General features: G+C 69.9%; 17 protein-coding genes. 8 read left to right on the top strand and 9 right to left on the bottom strand.

The window, feature by feature from the left end; all coding sequences use genetic code 11:
- Nucleotides 1-116 precede the first annotated feature (116 nt).
- From HZS55_RS09390 to HZS55_RS09400, 3 genes are all read right to left on the bottom strand, one after another.
- The gene (locus tag HZS55_RS09390; protein ID WP_179911421.1) at nt 117-1,847 is read right to left on the bottom strand and encodes a radical SAM protein; all 1,731 of its coding nucleotides are present in this window, start codon (nt 1,845-1,847) and stop codon (nt 117-119) included.
- Nucleotides 1,848-1,963: 116 nt separating this feature from the next.
- Nucleotides 1,964-3,064, bottom strand: coding sequence for an AI-2E family transporter (locus tag HZS55_RS09395; RefSeq protein ID WP_179911422.1), 1,101 nt, complete (start codon nt 3,062-3,064; stop codon nt 1,964-1,966).
- Between the two features lie 84 nt (nt 3,065-3,148).
- Nucleotides 3,149-5,107, bottom strand: coding sequence for an ABC transporter ATP-binding protein (locus HZS55_RS09400; RefSeq protein WP_179911423.1), 1,959 nt, complete (start codon nt 5,105-5,107; stop codon nt 3,149-3,151).
- Between the two features lie 161 nt (nt 5,108-5,268).
- On the opposite strand from HZS55_RS09400, the gene HZS55_RS09405 reads away from it, so the two are divergent.
- The gene (locus tag HZS55_RS09405; protein WP_246308402.1) at nt 5,269-6,684 is read left to right on the top strand and encodes a sensor histidine kinase; all 1,416 of its coding nucleotides are present in this window, start codon (nt 5,269-5,271) and stop codon (nt 6,682-6,684) included.
- A 31-nt stretch (nt 6,685-6,715) separates the two neighbouring features.
- On the opposite strand, the gene HZS55_RS09410 is transcribed toward HZS55_RS09405, so the two are convergent.
- Nucleotides 6,716-7,498 carry a DUF429 domain-containing protein gene (locus HZS55_RS09410; protein WP_179911424.1) on the bottom strand — a complete coding sequence of 261 codons (783 nt, stop codon included), beginning with the start codon at nt 7,496-7,498 and terminating at the stop codon, nt 6,716-6,718.
- Between the two features lie 300 nt (nt 7,499-7,798).
- On the opposite strand from HZS55_RS09410, the gene HZS55_RS09415 reads away from it, so the two are divergent.
- The 4 genes from HZS55_RS09415 (at nt 7,799) to HZS55_RS09430 (ending at nt 10,370) form a co-directional block, all read left to right on the top strand.
- Complete coding sequence (locus tag HZS55_RS09415; RefSeq protein WP_179911425.1) at nt 7,799-8,140, top strand: hypothetical protein; 342 nt, start codon at nt 7,799-7,801, stop codon at nt 8,138-8,140.
- A complete protein-coding gene (locus tag HZS55_RS09420) occupies nt 8,140-9,501 on the top strand; it encodes an amidase (RefSeq protein WP_179911426.1) in 1,362 nt (453 codons plus the stop codon). The genes HZS55_RS09415 and HZS55_RS09420 overlap by 1 nt, the downstream gene beginning before the upstream one ends.
- Before the next feature lie 102 nt (nt 9,502-9,603).
- Entirely contained in the window at nt 9,604-9,762 is a 159-nt protein-coding gene (locus HZS55_RS09425; RefSeq protein ID WP_179911427.1) for a DUF7559 family protein, read from the top strand.
- A gap of 92 nt (nt 9,763-9,854) precedes the next feature.
- Nucleotides 9,855-10,370, top strand: a complete 516-nt coding sequence (locus HZS55_RS09430; protein ID WP_179911428.1) for an Hsp20/alpha crystallin family protein — start codon at nt 9,855-9,857, stop codon at nt 10,368-10,370.
- Nucleotides 10,371-10,403: 33 nt separating this feature from the next.
- Here HZS55_RS09430 and HZS55_RS09435 read toward each other — a convergent pair whose 3' ends face one another.
- Both HZS55_RS09435 and HZS55_RS09440 read right to left on the bottom strand, forming a co-directional pair.
- On the bottom strand, nt 10,404-11,534 hold the full coding sequence (locus HZS55_RS09435) for an NAD(P)/FAD-dependent oxidoreductase (protein ID WP_179911429.1): 1,131 nt from the start codon (nt 11,532-11,534) through the stop codon (nt 10,404-10,406).
- On the bottom strand, nt 11,531-12,307 hold the full coding sequence (locus HZS55_RS09440) for a DUF7388 family protein (RefSeq protein WP_179911430.1): 777 nt from the start codon (nt 12,305-12,307) through the stop codon (nt 11,531-11,533). Before HZS55_RS09440 ends, HZS55_RS09435 begins: the two co-directional genes overlap by 4 nt.
- Nucleotides 12,308-12,404: 97 nt before the next feature.
- Between HZS55_RS09440 and HZS55_RS09445 the strand changes: the two genes are divergently transcribed.
- Entirely contained in the window at nt 12,405-12,878 is a 474-nt protein-coding gene (locus HZS55_RS09445) for a redoxin domain-containing protein (protein ID WP_179911431.1), read from the top strand.
- A gap of 61 nt (nt 12,879-12,939) precedes the next feature.
- Here HZS55_RS09445 and HZS55_RS09450 read toward each other — a convergent pair whose 3' ends face one another.
- On the bottom strand, nt 12,940-13,518 hold the full coding sequence (locus HZS55_RS09450; RefSeq protein WP_179911432.1) for a response regulator transcription factor: 579 nt from the start codon (nt 13,516-13,518) through the stop codon (nt 12,940-12,942).
- Nucleotides 13,519-13,671: 153 nt separating this feature from the next.
- Here HZS55_RS09450 and HZS55_RS09455 point away from each other — a divergent pair, with 153 nt between their 5' ends.
- Nucleotides 13,672-13,947, top strand: a complete 276-nt coding sequence (locus tag HZS55_RS09455; protein WP_179911433.1) for a MarR family transcriptional regulator — start codon at nt 13,672-13,674, stop codon at nt 13,945-13,947.
- Between the two features lie 54 nt (nt 13,948-14,001).
- Here HZS55_RS09455 and HZS55_RS09460 read toward each other — a convergent pair whose 3' ends face one another.
- Both HZS55_RS09460 and coxB read right to left on the bottom strand, forming a co-directional pair.
- Nucleotides 14,002-14,439: a MaoC family dehydratase gene (locus HZS55_RS09460; RefSeq protein ID WP_179911434.1), complete on the bottom strand. Its 438-nt coding sequence runs from the start codon at nt 14,437-14,439 to the stop codon at nt 14,002-14,004.
- A 130-nt stretch (nt 14,440-14,569) separates the two neighbouring features.
- The gene (gene coxB / locus HZS55_RS09465; RefSeq protein ID WP_179911435.1) at nt 14,570-15,358 is read right to left on the bottom strand and encodes a cytochrome c oxidase subunit II; all 789 of its coding nucleotides are present in this window, start codon (nt 15,356-15,358) and stop codon (nt 14,570-14,572) included.
- A 253-nt stretch (nt 15,359-15,611) separates the two neighbouring features.
- On the opposite strand from coxB, the gene HZS55_RS09470 reads away from it, so the two are divergent.
- Nucleotides 15,612-17,060, top strand: coding sequence for a heme o synthase (locus HZS55_RS09470; protein ID WP_179911436.1), 1,449 nt, complete (start codon nt 15,612-15,614; stop codon nt 17,058-17,060).
- Nucleotides 17,061-17,062: the final 2 nt, after the last annotated feature.

A 17,062-nucleotide genomic window follows, 5' to 3' on the forward strand; every position in this document is an offset into this window, starting at 1 on the left:
GGTCCAGCTACCGACGGGGACGGCCAAGAACCTTCTGTTCGCTGGTGCAGGCACCCCCTCGTGCCCCGGTTTCCGGACCGTGGACCGCGCTCGGTCGCGGCCGCCGGCCGTCGGCGTCAGTCGCCGGCTTCGGGCGTCTCGCCGTCGACGGTCGCGAACGACCGGAGGTCCGCGTCGGCGTCGACCGCGTCGACGGCGTCGTACGGCCGGTTGACGACCACATCGCCCGCGGTCGACCGCCCGATCCCCGGGACCGCGGTCAGCTCGTCCATCGACGCCGCGTTGAGATCGAGCGGGTAGGGGACGCCGGTCACCGAGCGGTAGCCGTGGTCGGTGACCGCCACGTCGACCGTCCGCCCGAGTTCACGCTCGCCCGGCACTGCCACGAGCAGGGCGTAGGTGCCCAGCTGACGCCCGAACGTCTTGCCGTCTTGGTGGTACTCCAGATGCACGTCCGGGAGGACGGTCCCCGGCGGCGCCACCCGCTGGAGCATCGCGTTGTCGATCTCTTCGCGCACTTCGCGTTTGTACTGCTTGAACTGCTGTTTGTGGTCGCGGGCGATCTCCGCGCCGGTCTCGCTCATCTCCGTCCCCTCGAAGGCCATCACCTGCCGGATGTTGATCCGGCGGACCATCAGCCCCTCCTCCAGCACGTCCCGCAGGAACTGCTTGTTGTGCTCGAAGGTCTCCGACCGCTCGCCGTCGAGGCCGTGGACGAGGTTGATCCCCGGGAGGAGTTTCGGCAGGCGCCGCGAGGCGTCGGACCCGAAGTTCGGGGCGGAGTCGCGGTCGCCGCCGGGCCGCCAGCCCGCTTCCTCGTTGACGATCCGGACCGCTTCGAGACACTCCTCGGCGGTGACCAGGAGGTTGTTCTCCTCCTGCACCACGGGGTCCGCGGATTCGAGGCCGAACGCGGCCGTGTCGCCGGGCGTGTTGTGCTCGGCGATGATCCGGATCCCCTCCCTCGATCTCTCGGGGTAGTCGGTGATCGTCACCGGGTTCATGTTGTCGAGGTGTAGCGTCCGCAGGTCGGGCGCCACCTCGCGGATGCCGCCGTACAGATCGCGCAGCGCGTCGGGGTTGGGCGCCTCGCCGTCGCCGCCAAAGGCGAGGATGTCGGCCTGGCGACCGAGTCGAAAGTCCCGCACCCCGTGGTCCGAGAGGGCGTCGACCTCGTCGACGACCGACTCGGCGGTGCGGAAGGCGGGGTCGCCGTACAGCGGTTCCGTGCAGAAGGAACACCGGTAGGCACAGCCCCGGGAGGTCTCCATCTCGGCGATGAGGTAGTCGGGGTGGTTGGGGTGTTGCTCGACGACGAACGCGCCGGCCCGCGCCCACCGAGATATCTCCTCGTTGTCGCGCATCCGGTCGGAAAACCCCTCCAGCCCTTCGCGGACGAGGTCGTGGGCCGCCGCCTCCACGTCGCCCTTCGCGACGAAGTCGTAGTCCAGATCGTCGCGTTCGGTCTCCTCGGCGCCCTTGTTCTCCTCGCCGACGCCGAAGCGGATCGGGCCGCCCAGCAGGGTGGTCCCGTCGGCCTCCCAGGTGAGCCGGCGGACCTCGTCGGGTTCGGCGGGGGTGCCGCCGACGTACTTGCCGGGGACGGTCATGCCGCCGACGTAGATCAGCAGGTCGGCGTCGGCCACGTCGGCCCAGCGGCGCTTGTCGTCGCGCAGGCCGTCGATGGTGTGGTAGGTGATCCGTTCGGCGGGCACGCCGGCGTCGACGAGCGCCCCCGCGGTGTACCGGGGGTACGTCGAGATGTAGGGCGGCACGCCGAAGTGCGCCGGCTCGTCGACGTACCCGTCGACGATGGTCACGTCCAGCGTCGCGGGGTCTCGGGTCATTGGCCCTCGGTACTGGCTCGACGGGGATAAAGGGTCTTTTTCGGTCGCTCGCCGGCGGCGGTCGCCTCCGAGCGGCTCCCGCCCGCGGCCGGGGCCGGTCACCGACGGCCGAGCGCTCACCCAGCGTCCGCCTTTCCCCCGGTGGCCCCGGTCCCGTCGTCGGTCTGGTCGACGCCCGCTTCGTCAGGCGGGGCGCCGGCGTGTTGACGGCCGAAACAGTCGAGTGCGAGCTTCGCGCCGCCGAGGACGACCGGGCCGATGAACAGGCCGACGGCGCCGAAGACGACGAGCCCGCCGAAGATGCCGACGATGACGATCGCGGAGTTGAACGCGGCGGTCTGGCCGATCAGCGCCGGTCGCAGGTACGAGTCCGAGAGGGTGACGAACAGCCCGTAGACGGCGAGCGCGCCGCCGGCGGTCGGTCGCCCGACCGCGACGAGGTACGCCGATGCGGGGATCCAGACCCCGAACGCGCCTACCAGCGGCAGCAGCGTCAGGACGAACGTGGCGACCGTGAGGAAGACGATCGCCGGGACGCCAGCGACGAACAGACCGGCGCCGAGCATCACCGCCTGGATGGCGGCGACGGCGACGTTCCCAACGACCGACGCCCACATGAGATCGTCCAGTCCGGCCCGGAGTTCGGCCAGGTCCTCGTCCGGGACCGGTAGCACCCACTCGATCCACGCGAGCAGTCCATCGCCGTCGCGCAGCAGCGTGAACAGGACGAAGAGGGTGACCGTCAGCCCGATGAACAGTCCGGGGAGGCTCCCGACGAGGTCGACCGCGCCGTTCGTCACCTCCCGGATGGCCGCGGCGATCCGGCCCTGGTTGGCCTCGTAGACGGCGACCAGGTCGACGGCGTAGCCGTTCGCCTCGAACAGCCGCTCGATCCGCTCGACGTCGATGTCGCCCCGCTGGATGGCGCGGACGACGTCGAACGACTGACGGACGGCGAGCGAGAGGACCCAGACGAGCGGGAGCAGGACGACCAGCAGCGTGGCGACGACGACGCCCATCGCCGCCGCCATCGGTCGGACGTACCGCTCCAGACGCCGCTGGAGCGGGTAGAGGATGTACGCGAGGACGACACCGAACAGGACGAACTGGAGGTACGGCAGGAGGACCGACAGCGCGAGGACGACGCTCACCAGCGCCACGGCGGTCAGTCCCGGCTGTTCGACGACCCAGGCCGGCGGTGTAGGGCCATCCGACATGGCCGCCGGTTCAACCGCCCGATATATTAGTTTGGTGATGGGACGGCCGATCGACGGATGGGACCCACCCACCGGGATGACCGCTCAGTCGTCGGCGCTGACGGGCCCCTCGTCGGCCTGGGCGTACCAGAGGTCGGCGTAGTCGCCGCGCTCGGCGAGCAGTTCCTCGTGGGTCCCGCGCTCGACGACCCGGCCCTCGTCCATGACGACGATGCGGTCGGCGTCGCGGATGGTCGACAGCCGGTGGGCGATGACGAAGGCGGTTCGGTCCTCGACGAGTCGGTCGAGGCTCTCCTGGATGCGCTCCTCGGTCTCGGTGTCCACGTCGCTGGTCGCCTCGTCGAAGATGATGATCTCGGGGTCGTTCAGCAGCGCGCGGGCGATGGCGACGCGCTGGCGCTGGCCGCCCGAGAGCTTGACGCCCCGTTCGCCGATCTGGGTGTCGTAGCCCTTCGGCAGGTCCTCGATGAACGCGCCCGCCTCGGCGGCCTCGGCGGCCTCGCGGACCCGCTCGCGGGCGGTCTCGGCGTCGGCCGCCCGTCGTCGGTCGGGCCGCGGTCGCTCGCCGTCAGCGTCGGTCTCGCGGGCGCGACGCTGTTCGCCGGCCAGTACCTCCCGGTCGCCGTAGGCGATGTTCTCCGCCACCGTTCCCGAGAAGAGGTACGGCTGCTGTTCGACGACGGCGACGTGGTCGCGCAGGGTCTGGAGGCGGTACTCGCGCACGTCCGTCCCGTCGACCCGCACCGCGCCCTCGTCGGGGTCGTGGAACCGAGGAACGAGCTTCAGAAGCGTCGACTTGCCGGCGCCCGTCGGACCCGCGAGCCCGACGGTGTCGCCGGATTCCACCGCCAGGTCCACGTCGCAGACGACCGGCTGCTCGTCGTACGCGAAGGTCACGTCCTCGAAGGCGACGCCCCCGTCTATCGCGTCGGGCTCGTAGGGGTCGGCGGGCTCGGTGATCGCCGGCTCGCGGCCGAGCAGGCCGAACACCCGCTCGGCGCTGGACTTGGCGAGCTGGTACTTATTGGCGGATTTGCCGACCCGTCGCATCGGGGAGTACAGCCGGCGCAGATAGAGGAAGAAGACGGCGAAGGTACCGGCGCTCAGGGCCGCCTCGCTCTCGGGATTGGCGATGAAGTCCATGCCGGCGACGTAGAGGATGGCGACGAAGACGACGCCGGTCAGCAGGCGCAGGCCCGCGAAGAAGGCCCGTCGGATCCGCAGCGCGGCGACCTTCTCGTCGTGGTAGCGCTGGCTCTGGGCCTCGACGCGCTCGCGCTCGAAGCCGTAGCGGTCGAAGGCCTTGATGACCGCGGCCCCGCTGAGGTTGTTCTCCAGACGAGTGTTGAGCCGCGAGACGGTCCGGCGGATCGACCGGTAGCGGGGCTCGATCCACGTGAGGAAGTAGCCGCTGGCGATCCCGATGACCGGCACCGGCGCCAGTGCGATGAGCGCGAGCTTCACCGAGTACGTCGAGAGGATGACGGCGATCCCGCCGACCGTGGCGACGACGCGGATGAACTGGCGGAACTCCGTGTTGAGAAACGACTCCAGCCTGTTGATGTCGCTGTTGAGGATCGACATCATGCCGCCGGTCTGGTGGTCGGCGAAGAAGTCCATCGACAGCCGCTGGAGGTGGTCGTAGGTGTCGTTGCGCAGGTCGCGCTGGATCTTCTGGGCCGCGGACTGCAGGAGGTACCGCGAGACGAAGCGGGTCACCGACCGGACGAGATAGGCCACCGCGGCGAGGACGACCAGCCGTCGGAGGAACGCCACCTTCGCGGCCTCGCTCGCGATCGCACCGCCCGGGAGGAGCCCGGCCTGGGTCAGCAGACCCGGTTCGCCGTTGTTCAGGAGGACGCGGTCGATGGCCGCGGCGACGATGATCGGCGGGACCAGCCGGGCGAACCGCGTCAGGAACGACGCGACGACGCCGACCGTCAGCCGGGGCCAGTACGGCGTCGCGTAGCCGAACAGCTGGATCATCGGGTTGCCGTCGAGGTTCTCCCGTATCCCCTCGAACCCGCCGTGTTCGTCGCTCATTGAGTGCCCGTTCGGCTCCGCACTCAAGTATCCCGGGCTTGCGGTCGGGCGCGCCGGCTCGGCGGCGCCGGGGGGCCGAAGGGGTCGGAGCCGCGGCGTTCGATTATCGCGGGCGAAAATCCGGCAGTCAGCTATAACACCTCCCTCGTGGATGATTTCGTATGATGGATACGTCGTCGATCGACGTGCTGCTCGTCGACGACAGCGGCTTCTTTCGCACGATCGTCTCCGACCGGCTGGGGGAGGCGGCGGACATCTCCGTATGGAAGGCCGAGAACGGCGAGCAAGCGCTCTCGACCCTCGCCGACCGCTCGGTCGACTGTATCGTCAGCGACTTCGAGATGCCCGGGCTGAACGGCCTGGAGCTGTACAGGCGCGTCGAGGAGGAGTACGGGCTTCCTTTCATCCTCCTGACCGGCCAGGGCGACGAGCGGACGGCCAGCCGGGCGATCGGCGCGGGCGTCGACGACTACCTCCGGAAAGACGACATCGCCGAGGAGGGCCAGCTGCAGCTGCTGGCCAACCGCATCGAGAACGTGGTCGCCCAGCGCCGCGCCAACGAGAAGTACGAGCTGCTGGTCAACAACACGCCCGACGAGATCACGCAGGTCGGCGTCGACGGGACGATCGCGGCCGCCAACGAGGCGGCCGCCCGCTCGTTCGACACCACCCGCTCGGAGCTGACCGGGGCGCATCTCTCGGACATGCTCCCGAAGGAGACGGCGGCCAGCCGCATCGAACACGGGCGGCGCGCGCTCACGGCGGGGTCGGCGGTCACCTTCCAGGACAGCTTCGGCGTCCGGCACTTCCACAACGTCGCCGCACCGGTCAGCGTCGGCAGCGAGGCCGACTCCTTCCAGCTCATCACCCGCGACATCACCGAGCAGAAGCGCCGCGAGCGCGAGCTGGAGACCCGGACGGAGGAGCTCGCGGTGATAAATCGGCTCGTGCGCCACGACATCAACAACGACATCCAGTTGCTGCTCGCCTGGGCGGACGGGATCGACCGGTACGTCGACGACGAGGAGGGCCAGGAGTACGTCGACCGCATCCAGGGGACCTGCGACCACATCGACGAGCTGACCACGATCGCCCGCGACTTCGTCGACTCGATCGGCAGCGACGCGGAGTTCTCGCTGACCGGGATCGACCTCCGGCAGATCCTCGACGACGAGATCGAGAAGGCCGACCGCCGTCACGACGACCTGACCGTCACGGCCGAGCGTCCGATCCCGTCGGTCGCCGTCAGAGCGAACGAACTGCTGTCGTCGGTGTTCGGCAACCTGCTGAGCAACGCCGCCCGCCACAACGACGCGGCCGACCCGCACGTCAGCGTCGGTGTCGAGGAATCGGCCACCGAGGTCACCGTCCGCTTCGCCGACAACGGGCCCGGCGTCCCGGACTCGCAGAAGGACGCCATCTTCGGCAAGGGCGAGATGGGACCGGAGAGCCCCGGAACCGGCATCGGACTCTACTTGGCGCACACGCTGGTCGAGCAGTACGGCGGCGAGATAGCGGTGTCGGACAACGAGCCGACCGGCTCGGTGTTCACGGTCACCCTCCCGAAACACGCGTGAAGCGACCGGCGGTCGTCGCCGCGATACCCGGCTACACGTAGATGTGTCCTTCCTCGCGGGGGCCGTGGCGGGGCGGGTCGGCGCCGACGCGACCGGCCGACACCGCGGCGGCGAGGCTATCCAGCGCGTCGTGGCTCGACTCGTAGGTGTCGCGGAACGCCCCGATGTCGACGCTACAGGCCTCGATCCCCTCGAGGTTCGTCGCGCGGCGCCGGCGGTGGTCGCCCTTGTAGCCCTCGCGATAGAGGCCGAGCCAGCCGAAGGTGGCCGCGGGGTACACCTCGACGACGCGAGTGCTCGCCGGCCCCGACTGCATCGGCGCGACGGTCGCGTCGGGGTCGCCGGCCAGTCCGGAGAGGACGTTGCGGACCCCGTAGAAGGTCTGGTACTGGACGATCGAGTCGTAGGGGCACAGCGCCGCCCGCCGGAGGTCGGTCTCCCGGCGCAGTTGCGCGGTGCCGTCGCCCGTGTAGGCCCGGGCGGTCGACCGGCAGGTCGAGGCGAAGCCGTCCGGGTCCTCCGGCCCGTCGCCGGTCAGCCAGTCGACCAGGCCCAGCCAGGTGCCGCCGCAGTGTTCGTCGAGCAACGCCTGCGGGAGGCTGAACGGGAAGTCCAGCCCGACGACCGAGAAGTCGGTCGCCCGCTCGCGGAGGCCGGCGTGCGCGCGCTCGCGGCCGACACCCCACTCGTCGGCCGCGCTGTAACAGTCGTCGACGACGAGCCCCTCCCCCGTCGACCGCGCCTCCGTCAGCCACAGCGAGCGCCCCGCGTCCGTCGCACCGCTGAAATCCACGCCCAAGACACGCGAACCCATACCACCCGTCTCTCACTCGTCCGATATGAAGGTTCGGCTTCTCCGAGTCGGGCCGGGCGAACGTCGCCCGCCAGACCGCTAGATACCTCCGAAATTCGGTGGATACCGAACACCAGTCCCGTTCGAACTGATCGATATGAGGTCTTAATACGCCACTCCGTCCTAGTGGCCCCTTACACAAAGACGTTATACGTCTATTTTCGCTACAAATTTAGCGCAACTGTGGTAGAAAAAACCGAAAGTAGAAGTGAAGCCGCAGATAATAGTGGTAGTGATGGGCATATGATCGGTCGTCGGTCGGTGTTGCAGCTCCTCACGGCGCTCGGAACTGTTGGGGCGACCGCTGGCGCCGGCGCGGCCACGGATGCCTCGTCGCCCCCTGTCGAGAGTCGCGACGCTCCGTCGATAACGAGCCCGGCGGACGTGGCCGACCAGGAACAGGACCAGCCTGTCGGGACCGAAGCGTTGCTATCGTATCTTGAGGCCAAGTACGGCGACATGCTCACCGAGGCGGACCTCTCGACGTTGGAGGAGGAAGTCGCCGGGAACATCTCCACCGCACAGGCGCTCGACGACACCGCGCTCGCTAACGGGGACGATATGGCGTTGCGGTTCGAGCCCTACCGGGGGGAGTGGGACTGATGCCGGTCTCCGACGAGGACCTATTCGATACGGTCCCGGAGCTGGGTGAGAAGCTCAGAGACGGCGAGTTCACGTCCCGGGAACTGACGGAGGCGTACCTCGACCGACTGGAGGAGATCGGACCGAAGCTGAACGCGGTTGTGACGACGACCGAGGAGCGCGCTCTGGAGTACGCCGACCGGGCCGACGCGGAGCTGGCCAACGGGGTCGATCGCGGGCCGCTCCACGGAATCCCTTACGGACTCAAGGACCTGGTTGCAGTCGACGGGTACGAGACGACGTGGGGCGCGGCCCCGTATCGCGATCAGGAGTTCGACTACAACGCCGAGATCGTCGAGCGGTTCGACGACGCGGGCGCGGTGCTGGTCGCGAAGCTCGCGATGGTCGAACTTGCCGGAGGCATGGGGTACTCTCCCGACGCGATGAGCTTCACTGGCACCGCCTATACGCCCTGGAACCTCGACGTCTGGAGCGGTGGCTCCTCCAGCGGCCCCGGGGCGGCGACGGCTGCCGGCCTGGTCGGTTTCTCGATCGGCTCGGAGACGTGGGGATCGATCTTCTCCCCGTCCGGAAACTGTGGGCTGTCGGGACTGCGACCGACCTATGGCGCGATCAGCAGGTACGGCGCGATGGCGCTGTCGTACACGATGGACAAGCTTGGACCGATGTGTCGGTCCGCGGAAGGTTGTGAGATGGTCTTCGAGGCTATCGCCGGGCCGGACCCGAAAGATCACACCTCCCTCGACCGGATGGACACGATCCGGAGCCTCGAACCCAGTGACCCCGTCCGGCTGGCGACGCTGGATCTGGAGGCCGATGACACGAACTTTCAGGACTCGCTGGAGACGCTCCGGGAGTTCGCCGAAATCGAGGAGATTTCCCTGCCCGACCTGCCCTACGGCGAGACGGCGTCGCTCACTCTCTTCGCGGAGGCGGGCTCTGTGTTCGACGATCTCATCGAGTCCGGCGACGTGCAGGACCTCACCTCCCCCCAGGGGAGCATCGGCGGGTACGCCTACGACACGATCCTGGCCAAAGACTACATCACAGCCAACCGAATCCGGCGTAAGATCCAAGTGCAACTCGACGAGGCGATGGCGCCGTACGACGCGGTTGTCCTGCCGAATCGGGCGCTGGGCGGCGCGGCAAACATCGCCGGGCTGCCCGGAATCTCCATCCCGAACGGGTTCGACGAAGAGGGCGTCCCGACGGCACTGATATTCACTGGTCGGGCCTTCTCCGATCTCAAACTCGCGGAGATCGCCAAAGAGTATCAGTCACGGGCCGAGGGCGTCGACTACACCGAACTGCTCGACATGCCGGTCTATCAGGACGAGGACGCGGGAGCGGCGAGTAGCTGAACGGGGTCAAACGGCCGCGTCGACCCGGGATCGGATTAGAACCCCGATTTCGGCCGTCGGAATGGCGAAAACAGTATCCGTCGGCCGTCCGAATCCGCGGGTATGCCACCGACGAAGGAACTCAAGTGTACGGACGACGACTGCTTCCTCGACATGTTCGAGAACCACTACACCTACGACGTGCCCGACGACCACGGCGTCTCCGACCTGTCCTGTCCGGTCTGTGGCGGCACCGACTGCCTCGAGGAAATCGAACTGTAGCCGGCCCGCGGGCGTCCCCGGGGACCCGATCGCTCTTCTGTCCCGACGCCGCGGGCACAATCCTGAAGGCCGTACCGCACTAACCGGCGGGTATGAACACGTTGCGTGACATCGGCGAGTCGCTGGGCAACACCGTGCTGGAGAACGTCGGGCGGGCGATGGGCCGCGCCCAGGAGCGGACGCCGCTGCCGGTCGACCTGCTGGAGAGCGACGACGCCTACCTCGCGGTGTTCGACGCGCCGGGCGCCCGGCCGTCGGACGTGCAGGTGCAGTTCGACGCCGGGCTCGTCGAGGTGCGGGTCGACCGCTTCCGCGGCTTCCACGAGGGCTTCGAGATGCGCTACCCCGGCCGGGGACTGGCGCTCGACGGCCACGTCGAGCTCCCCGCCGAGGCCCGCGTCGACGCCGACGCGGCGACGGCGACGCTGCGGGAGAGCGGCACCCTCGAAGTGCGCGTCCCGAAGGCCGAGCCCGTCGACCCCGACACCGACGAGGCGCTCGAAGCCGACGAGGTCGACGAGGTCCGCGACGAGGCGGACGCCGACGAACTGGACGCCGAGGCCCGCGACGCCACCGACGAGTCCGACGCGACCGACGGCGAACAGTAGCGACGCGGTCGCGGTCGCCGGTGCGGTCCCTTCTCAGTCGTCGACGGTCATCCCTTCGACCACCGAGAACTCCTCGTCGCCGTCGAAGCGGTCCGGGTCGAAGGGTGCGATCACGTCGCCGCCGAGCATCTCCTCGGCGACCCGCTCGCCCAGCGCCGGCGCACGCATGAAGCCGTGGCCGTGCCAGCCGGTCGCGACGTACAGGCCGTCCCGGATCTCTCCCAGTAGCGGGTCCCGGTCGGGCGTCGCGGTGCAGAGCCCGGCCCACGACCGGTGGACGGCGAATTCCCCACCGGGAGCGGTGTCACAGACGGTGTCCAGCCACGTCAGCGACGCCCGCTCGAACGCGTGGTCGGCCGTCTCGTCGTAGTCGTCGGGGTCGAACTCCCGCTCCTGGGTGCCGTCGCCGACGAGCAGCCCGCCGTCGCGGGGGCGGGCGTAGCGGCCCCCCGTCGCGTCGTAGCAGGTCGGCACCCCGCCGGCCCCGTCGAGCGGGTCGGTCACGAGCGCCTGCACGCGGTAGGGTTTCATCGGGACCGGGACGCCGATCTCGGCGAGCAGGCGCTTGGTGTGGGCGCCCGCGGCGACGAGGACGGCGTCGAAGCGCTCGACTCCCGTCGGCGCCTCGACGGCCGTCCCGTCGGCGGCGAGTCGAACGGGCGTCCCCGTCTCGACGGTCGCACCGGCCGACTCGGCGCGGTCGCCCATCGCGGCGACGTACGAGGCGGGGTCGAGGTAGCCGGCGTCGCGGGCGACGGCGGCGGCCGCTACGTCGACGCCGGCGAGCGGGGGGAACCGGTCGGCGAACTCGTCGGGGTCGAGTGTCGTCACGTCGCGGCCGTTGGCGCGCATGCGGTCGGCGCTCTCGCGGACGGCGTCGGCGCGGCGGTCGTCGCCCGCGCGGGCGAACCAGACGTAGGGGTGTTCGACGAAGTCGATGGCGCCGCCGGCGTCGAGATCCCGGAACCGCTCGACGGCGCGGGCGGCGACGGCGGCGTCGACGTCCTCGGCGAAGGCGTCGTAGGCGATGCCGGCGGCGCGGCCCGAGGCGCCGCCGGCGAGGTCGTCGCGTTCGTAGAGGACGGTGTCGGCGCCGCGGGCCGCGAGGTCACGGGCGGCGGTGACGCCGAGGGCGCCGCCGCCGACGACGGCGACGCGGGTCACAGGAACGGGTCGAGCCCGCGGGCGGGGTAGCCGACGATCCGGTCGGCGCCCGCGTCGCGGAGTTCCTCGACCCGGTCGGCCACCGTCTCCACGTCGCCGACGAGGCCGTAGTCGCGGACGGCCTGCGAGAGCACCTCGCGGGCGCGCCCCCCGGCGGCGGCGTCGGTGACCGCGCCGTCGGGCAGCGCCGAGCGGACGGGGCCGCGGCGGGCGGCGTAGTCGCCCAGCGCGTCGAGGACGGTGTCCTCCTCGTCGGTCAGAACGGTCGGCGCGTAGAGGGCGACCTCGCCCTCGTAGCCCGCCTGTCGCAGCGCGCGGAGTCGCCGGTCGGTGCCGGGGCCGAGCAGTTCGAACTGCGTGCCGCCGACGGCGAGGGCGATCCGCTCGATCCCCTCGGTACCGACCCAGGGGTCGCGCGAGCGGGCAGCGGCCTCGCGGAGGCGGGGCGCGACCGCCCGCTCGGACTCGGTCTCGGTGAGGTAGGCGCGGTGGCCGGCGACGAGGATCCGCCGGACCGGCTCGGGCAGCGACTCCGCCAGGTCGCGCTCGCCGAGCGGGTCGAAGCCGTCGGCGCGGACGGGCGTGGTGACGCGAACCGCCTTCTCGTCGGCCAGCGCCGACAGCGTCTCCGGAGACGGCAGGTGTTCGCGGCCCTCGTAGTCGACCGCGAGCCGCTCGACGCCGAGGTCGACCGCCCGCTCGACGTCGACCTCGGCGGGTTTGATCGCGGCCGCGTCGATCCCTGCCTGCGACAGCGTCGCGCCCTGAAGCATCGTACTCGTTCGCTATCGACCGGCGGGGAAAAGCTCTATCGCTTGGCGGTGCCGTCCCGTTCGTTTAAGCCCCGTCACCGCAAACGGACGGGGTACGATGCTCACAGCGGGTTCGGCCGCACCCGATTTCATCCTGCCGGGGACGGACGGCGAGACGATTCGCGAGTACATGCTCGCCGAACACACCCGGGAGGGGCCCGTCGTCCTGGCGTTCTACCTGTTCGACTTCCACCCGACCTGCACCGACGAGCTGTGCGAGATCCAGAACCTCGGCTGGTTCGACGTGCGCGAGGACGTGACGGTCCTCGGGGTCTCCCGCGACAGCGCCTTCAGCCACCGGGCGTTCGCCCGCGAGTACGACATCCCGTTCCCGCTGCTGACCGACAGCGACGGGGCCGTCAGCGAGCGCTACGGCGTCCGCATCGACGAGCTGGCCGGTCACCGCGACGTGTCCAACCGGGCCGTCTTCGTGGTCGACGCGGATACGAAGGTCCGGTACGCCTGGGCCGCCGACGACCCCTCGGCGCAACCCGACTGGGAGGCGGTCCGGGCGGCGCTGGACGACCTGTAGTCGAGCGACCGCTGCCGCCGAGACGGCTCCGCCGGTCCGGTCGCGACGGCCCCGTCGCGGCTCAGGCGTTGCGGCTGATATCGCGGAAGGTGTCGACGATCTCCTCGAAGTCCCGGTGTGACTCCTGTAGTTCGCGGCCGAGCTCCTCGGCCTCGCGCTTGCGGCGCTCGTACTCGTCGTTTTCGGCCAGTTCCGCCGGCGTCAGCTCCGATTCGAGCACTTCGAGCTTCGAGACGACCGAGAAGAACTCCTCCAGTTTCGGGTCGCCGGACTGCCGACTGTCGAGTTGCTGGTCGAGCGTCGTCAGCAGCGTCTCCGTCTCGATGGGCTTGGAGAGGTAGTCGTCGAAGTCCATCTCCAGGATGTTCAGGTCGGGGTCGACGGCGGTCGTCATCACGACGACGCAGTCGTAGCCGCGCTCGCGGATCTCGGCCAGCACCTCGTCGCCGTGGACGTCCGGCATCCGCCGGTCCAGCAGGACGGCGTCGACGCTCCCGTCTATCGACTCGAGCGCCTCGCGCCCGCCGTAGGCGACCCGCGTCTCGTAGCGCTCGCGGATCTTCAGCGCGAGCACGTCCGCTACCTCCGTCTCGTCGTCCACGACGAGGACCGTCGGTCGACCGTGGGCGTTCGATGACACTGCTCTATCCCCGCTGAGGACTCACCGCGTTTCACTCTGTTGGCCCGCGTCGGGCGAGCCGGTCCCCGGGGGCCGCCCCTCGACTCGCCGGCGTGACCGCCCCGGCCGACAACGTTATATGTGAACAAGTACCATGATACGGCTGGGATACCGATGTCACAGCACCCGGACCGGTTCCGCCGCGCGGACGCAGCGATACTCCACCACCTCGCCGAAGAGCGGCCGACATACGTGGCGCTCGTCGCGAACCGTCTGGGGATGCCGACGGACTACGCGCAGCGACGGATCGACAGGCTGGTCGAGGACGACCTCGTCGAGCCCGTGAGCGAGGAAGTGGTCTACCGGATCACCCGTCGCGGGGAGCAACGCCTGGCCGCCTACACCGACCGCGAGGGAACGCCCGAACCGGGCCTCGTCGCCGGGAACTGAGCGGAAACTCCGGCCGAACGGCTCGCGGCCCGTTCGCTGACCACCCGTCGCGAATCACTGCTTCTCTCGCCGCTCGTAGAGGACGAGCGCGACCATCGAGAGGACTTCCTCCCCGTCGGCCTCGGTCGTGACCGCGACCGAGGCGAGCCCCGACTCGCCGTCCCAGCCGTCCTTGTCGACGATCTCGGTCGTCACGGTGAGTTCGTCGTCGGGCCTGACCGGGCGGCGCCAGCGCAGTTCGTCCACGCCGAGCCCGCCGCGGGTCGCCCCTTCGGAGAGGTGGTTGTCGACGAGCAGCCGCATCGTCATCGCGGCGGTGTGCCAGCCGCTGGCGACCAGCCCGCCGAACGGCGAGTCGGCGGCCGCCTCGGGGTCGGTGTGGAACGGCTGGGGGTCGTAGCGCTCGGCGAAGTCGGTGATCTCCGCCGCGGTCACCTCGTAGCTGCCGTACTCGTCGGTGTCGCCGACGGTCAGGTCCTCGAAGTACTCCATCGCGCGGCCGTACGCGCGGCCGGTTGAAAAGCTCACCAGCCGGTCGGGGCTGGTCGGGGAGCGGCGGGGGAGAAGACGGGCGGCGTCGCGAGCGGTCGATATCGAACGGGGGAAAGCGGCGTTCCGTCGGTCAGGGAGCGAGCGCGCTGGTCGCGTTGGCGCTGGTCGCGTTACCGGCGGTGGCGTTGCCGGAGCCGCCCGCGCCGTTCTCGTCGAGCCAGCTCTGGAACTCGTCCTGGGTGCGGACCTCGACGGTGCCGAGCATCTGTGAGTGGCCGACGCCGCAGTACTCGGCGCAGTAGAGCTGGTGTTCACCGGTGTCGGTCGCCTCCGTGACGATGTAGTTCGACTGGCCGGGGAAGGCGTCCTGCTTCAGACCCATCGAGGGGACGTGGAACGCGTGCAGCCAGTCGGACGACGTGATGTTCAACCGCACTGGCCTGTCGGTCGGCAACACGAGCGTGTTGGCGTTGGTCACGTCGGAGTCGGGGTAGTGGAACTGCCAGTTGTACTTCTGACCGGTCACCTGCACTTCCAGCGCCTCCTCCTCGCCGTCGGTGACGGTGTCGAGGTCCGTGTCGGGCGTGGCCGTGACGAACGGGTCGGCCAGCACCTGATAGGAGGCGACGCCGACGAACAGCAGGATGATGGCCGTCGCGACGGTCCAGGTGATCTCCAGGCGGCGGTTCTCCTTGGTCGGGAGCGGCGACTCGTTGTTCTTGAACTTCCAGACCGTGTAGAAGAGAATCGCCTCCACGAGGACGGTGATCGGGACGGCGATGTACAGCAGCTGGTTGTTCAGGTTCCAGATGAGCCGTTCCGTCGTCGTGTCGGCCGACTGGGCGGCGGCGGGCTCGATCGCCACCGCTGCCAGGGCGGCCGCGAACAGCGTCAGGAGTGCGACGCGCTTACCCTTCATTGATCCCGGCTTGGGATTGTCCGCATATTAACGTGCTGAATCCGACGCGGTGTCCGAACGATATCGAGTCGTCCCCGATGGGTCGTCTCCCGAACGTGTGCGGGCCGTTGGGGCGCCCTGGCGAGGTTTCGCCGGGTCCGTCGGGACGCGCGGCCATCACCGGCCGCCCCCACCCGGTCCGCGGGCGCGCGCCGGTCGCGAAGCGCGAACACTAAGTGCGAACGCCCCAAAGTCGGGGCAACAGCGGACCCTCATGTTCAGTCGCGACTCCCGCCCGTCGTTCCCGAGTCTGCTCGCAGCGACCGCGATGGGCGTCTACCTGCTCGTCGCCGCCGGCGCCACCGCGTCGGTCGCCGACGCCGCCCGGGCGTGCTCGTCGTGGCCGGTCTGTCACGGCCCGCTCACGCTCGCCGACCCCGCGCTGCTGATCGCCTGGGCCCACCGCGTCGTCGCCCTGCTCGTCGGCGTCCTCGCACTCGCCACCGCCGTCGCCGCCGTCCGCGACCGCGCGGCGATCCGCGGGCGAGTCCTCGCCGCGCTCGCGCTCGGCCTCGTCCTGTTCCCCGTCCAGGTCGCCATCGGCGCCGTCGTCGTCACCGGCGGCGCGGCCGCTCTCCCCGCCGGCGCGCACCTCGCCGTCGGCATGGTCCTGTTCACCGCCCTGGTCGTCGCCCTCGCCTGGGAACTCGAACCCGAGACGCCCGACGCGCCCGAGGAGGGCTGGGCCGTCGAGCCCGGCGTCGACGCCGAAGCCACCGACAGTTCCGAGACGCTGGACGACGACACCGTCGCGGAACCGACCACCGTCCCGTCGGACCTCCCGCTCCGCACGCGCGTGACCGCGACCGTCTCGGCGTACTTCCGGCTCACGAAACCGCGGCTGATGTGGCTGCTCTGTCTCGTCGCCGCCGCCGGGATGGCGCTGGCCTCGACCGGCACGCCCGACCTCACCGTCCGGACCGTGGTCCTCACCCTCGGCGGCGGCGTCCTCGCCATCGGCGCCTCCGGCACGTTCAACCACGTCCTCGAACGCGAGAAGGACAAGAAGATGGACCGCACCTCCGACCGCCCCATCGCGACCCACCAGATCCCGGTCCGCCGGGCGGTCGCGTTCGGCCTGACGCTGGCCGCGAGTTCGCTCGTCGTCTTCGCCCAGTTGAACCTGTTGGCGGCCGCGCTCGGCCTCTCTGCGATCCTCTTCTACAGCGTCGTCTACACGCTCGTGCTCAAGCCCAACACCGTCCAGAACACGGTCATCGGCGGCTTCGCCGGCGCGCTCCCGGCGCTGATCGGCTGGGCCGCGGTCACCGGCGAGTTCGGCCTCCCCGGCGCGGCGCTGGCGGGCGTCATCTTCCTGTGGACGCCGGCGCACTTCTACAACCTCGCGCTCGCCTACAAGGAGGACTACGCGAGGGGCGGGTTCCCGATGATGCCGGTCGTCCGCGGCGAGGCCGCGACCCGCAAGCACATCCTCTACTACCTCGCGGCGACGCTGGTCGCCGCCGTCGCGCTCGCGGAGCTGACCGCGCTGGGCTGGATGTACGCGGCGACGACCTGCGTCTTCGGCGGCGTCTTCCTCTGGGCGGTCCTCCGGCTGCACCGCGAGCGCACCGAGTCGGCGGCGTTCCGCGCGTTCCACGCCTCCAACGCCTACCTCGGGGCGCTGTTGATCGCCATCGTCGTCGACGCCCTGGCGCTCTGACC

Source organism: Halosimplex rubrum, assembly GCF_013415885.1.
Lineage (GTDB): Archaea > Halobacteriota > Halobacteria > Halobacteriales > Haloarculaceae > Halosimplex > Halosimplex rubrum.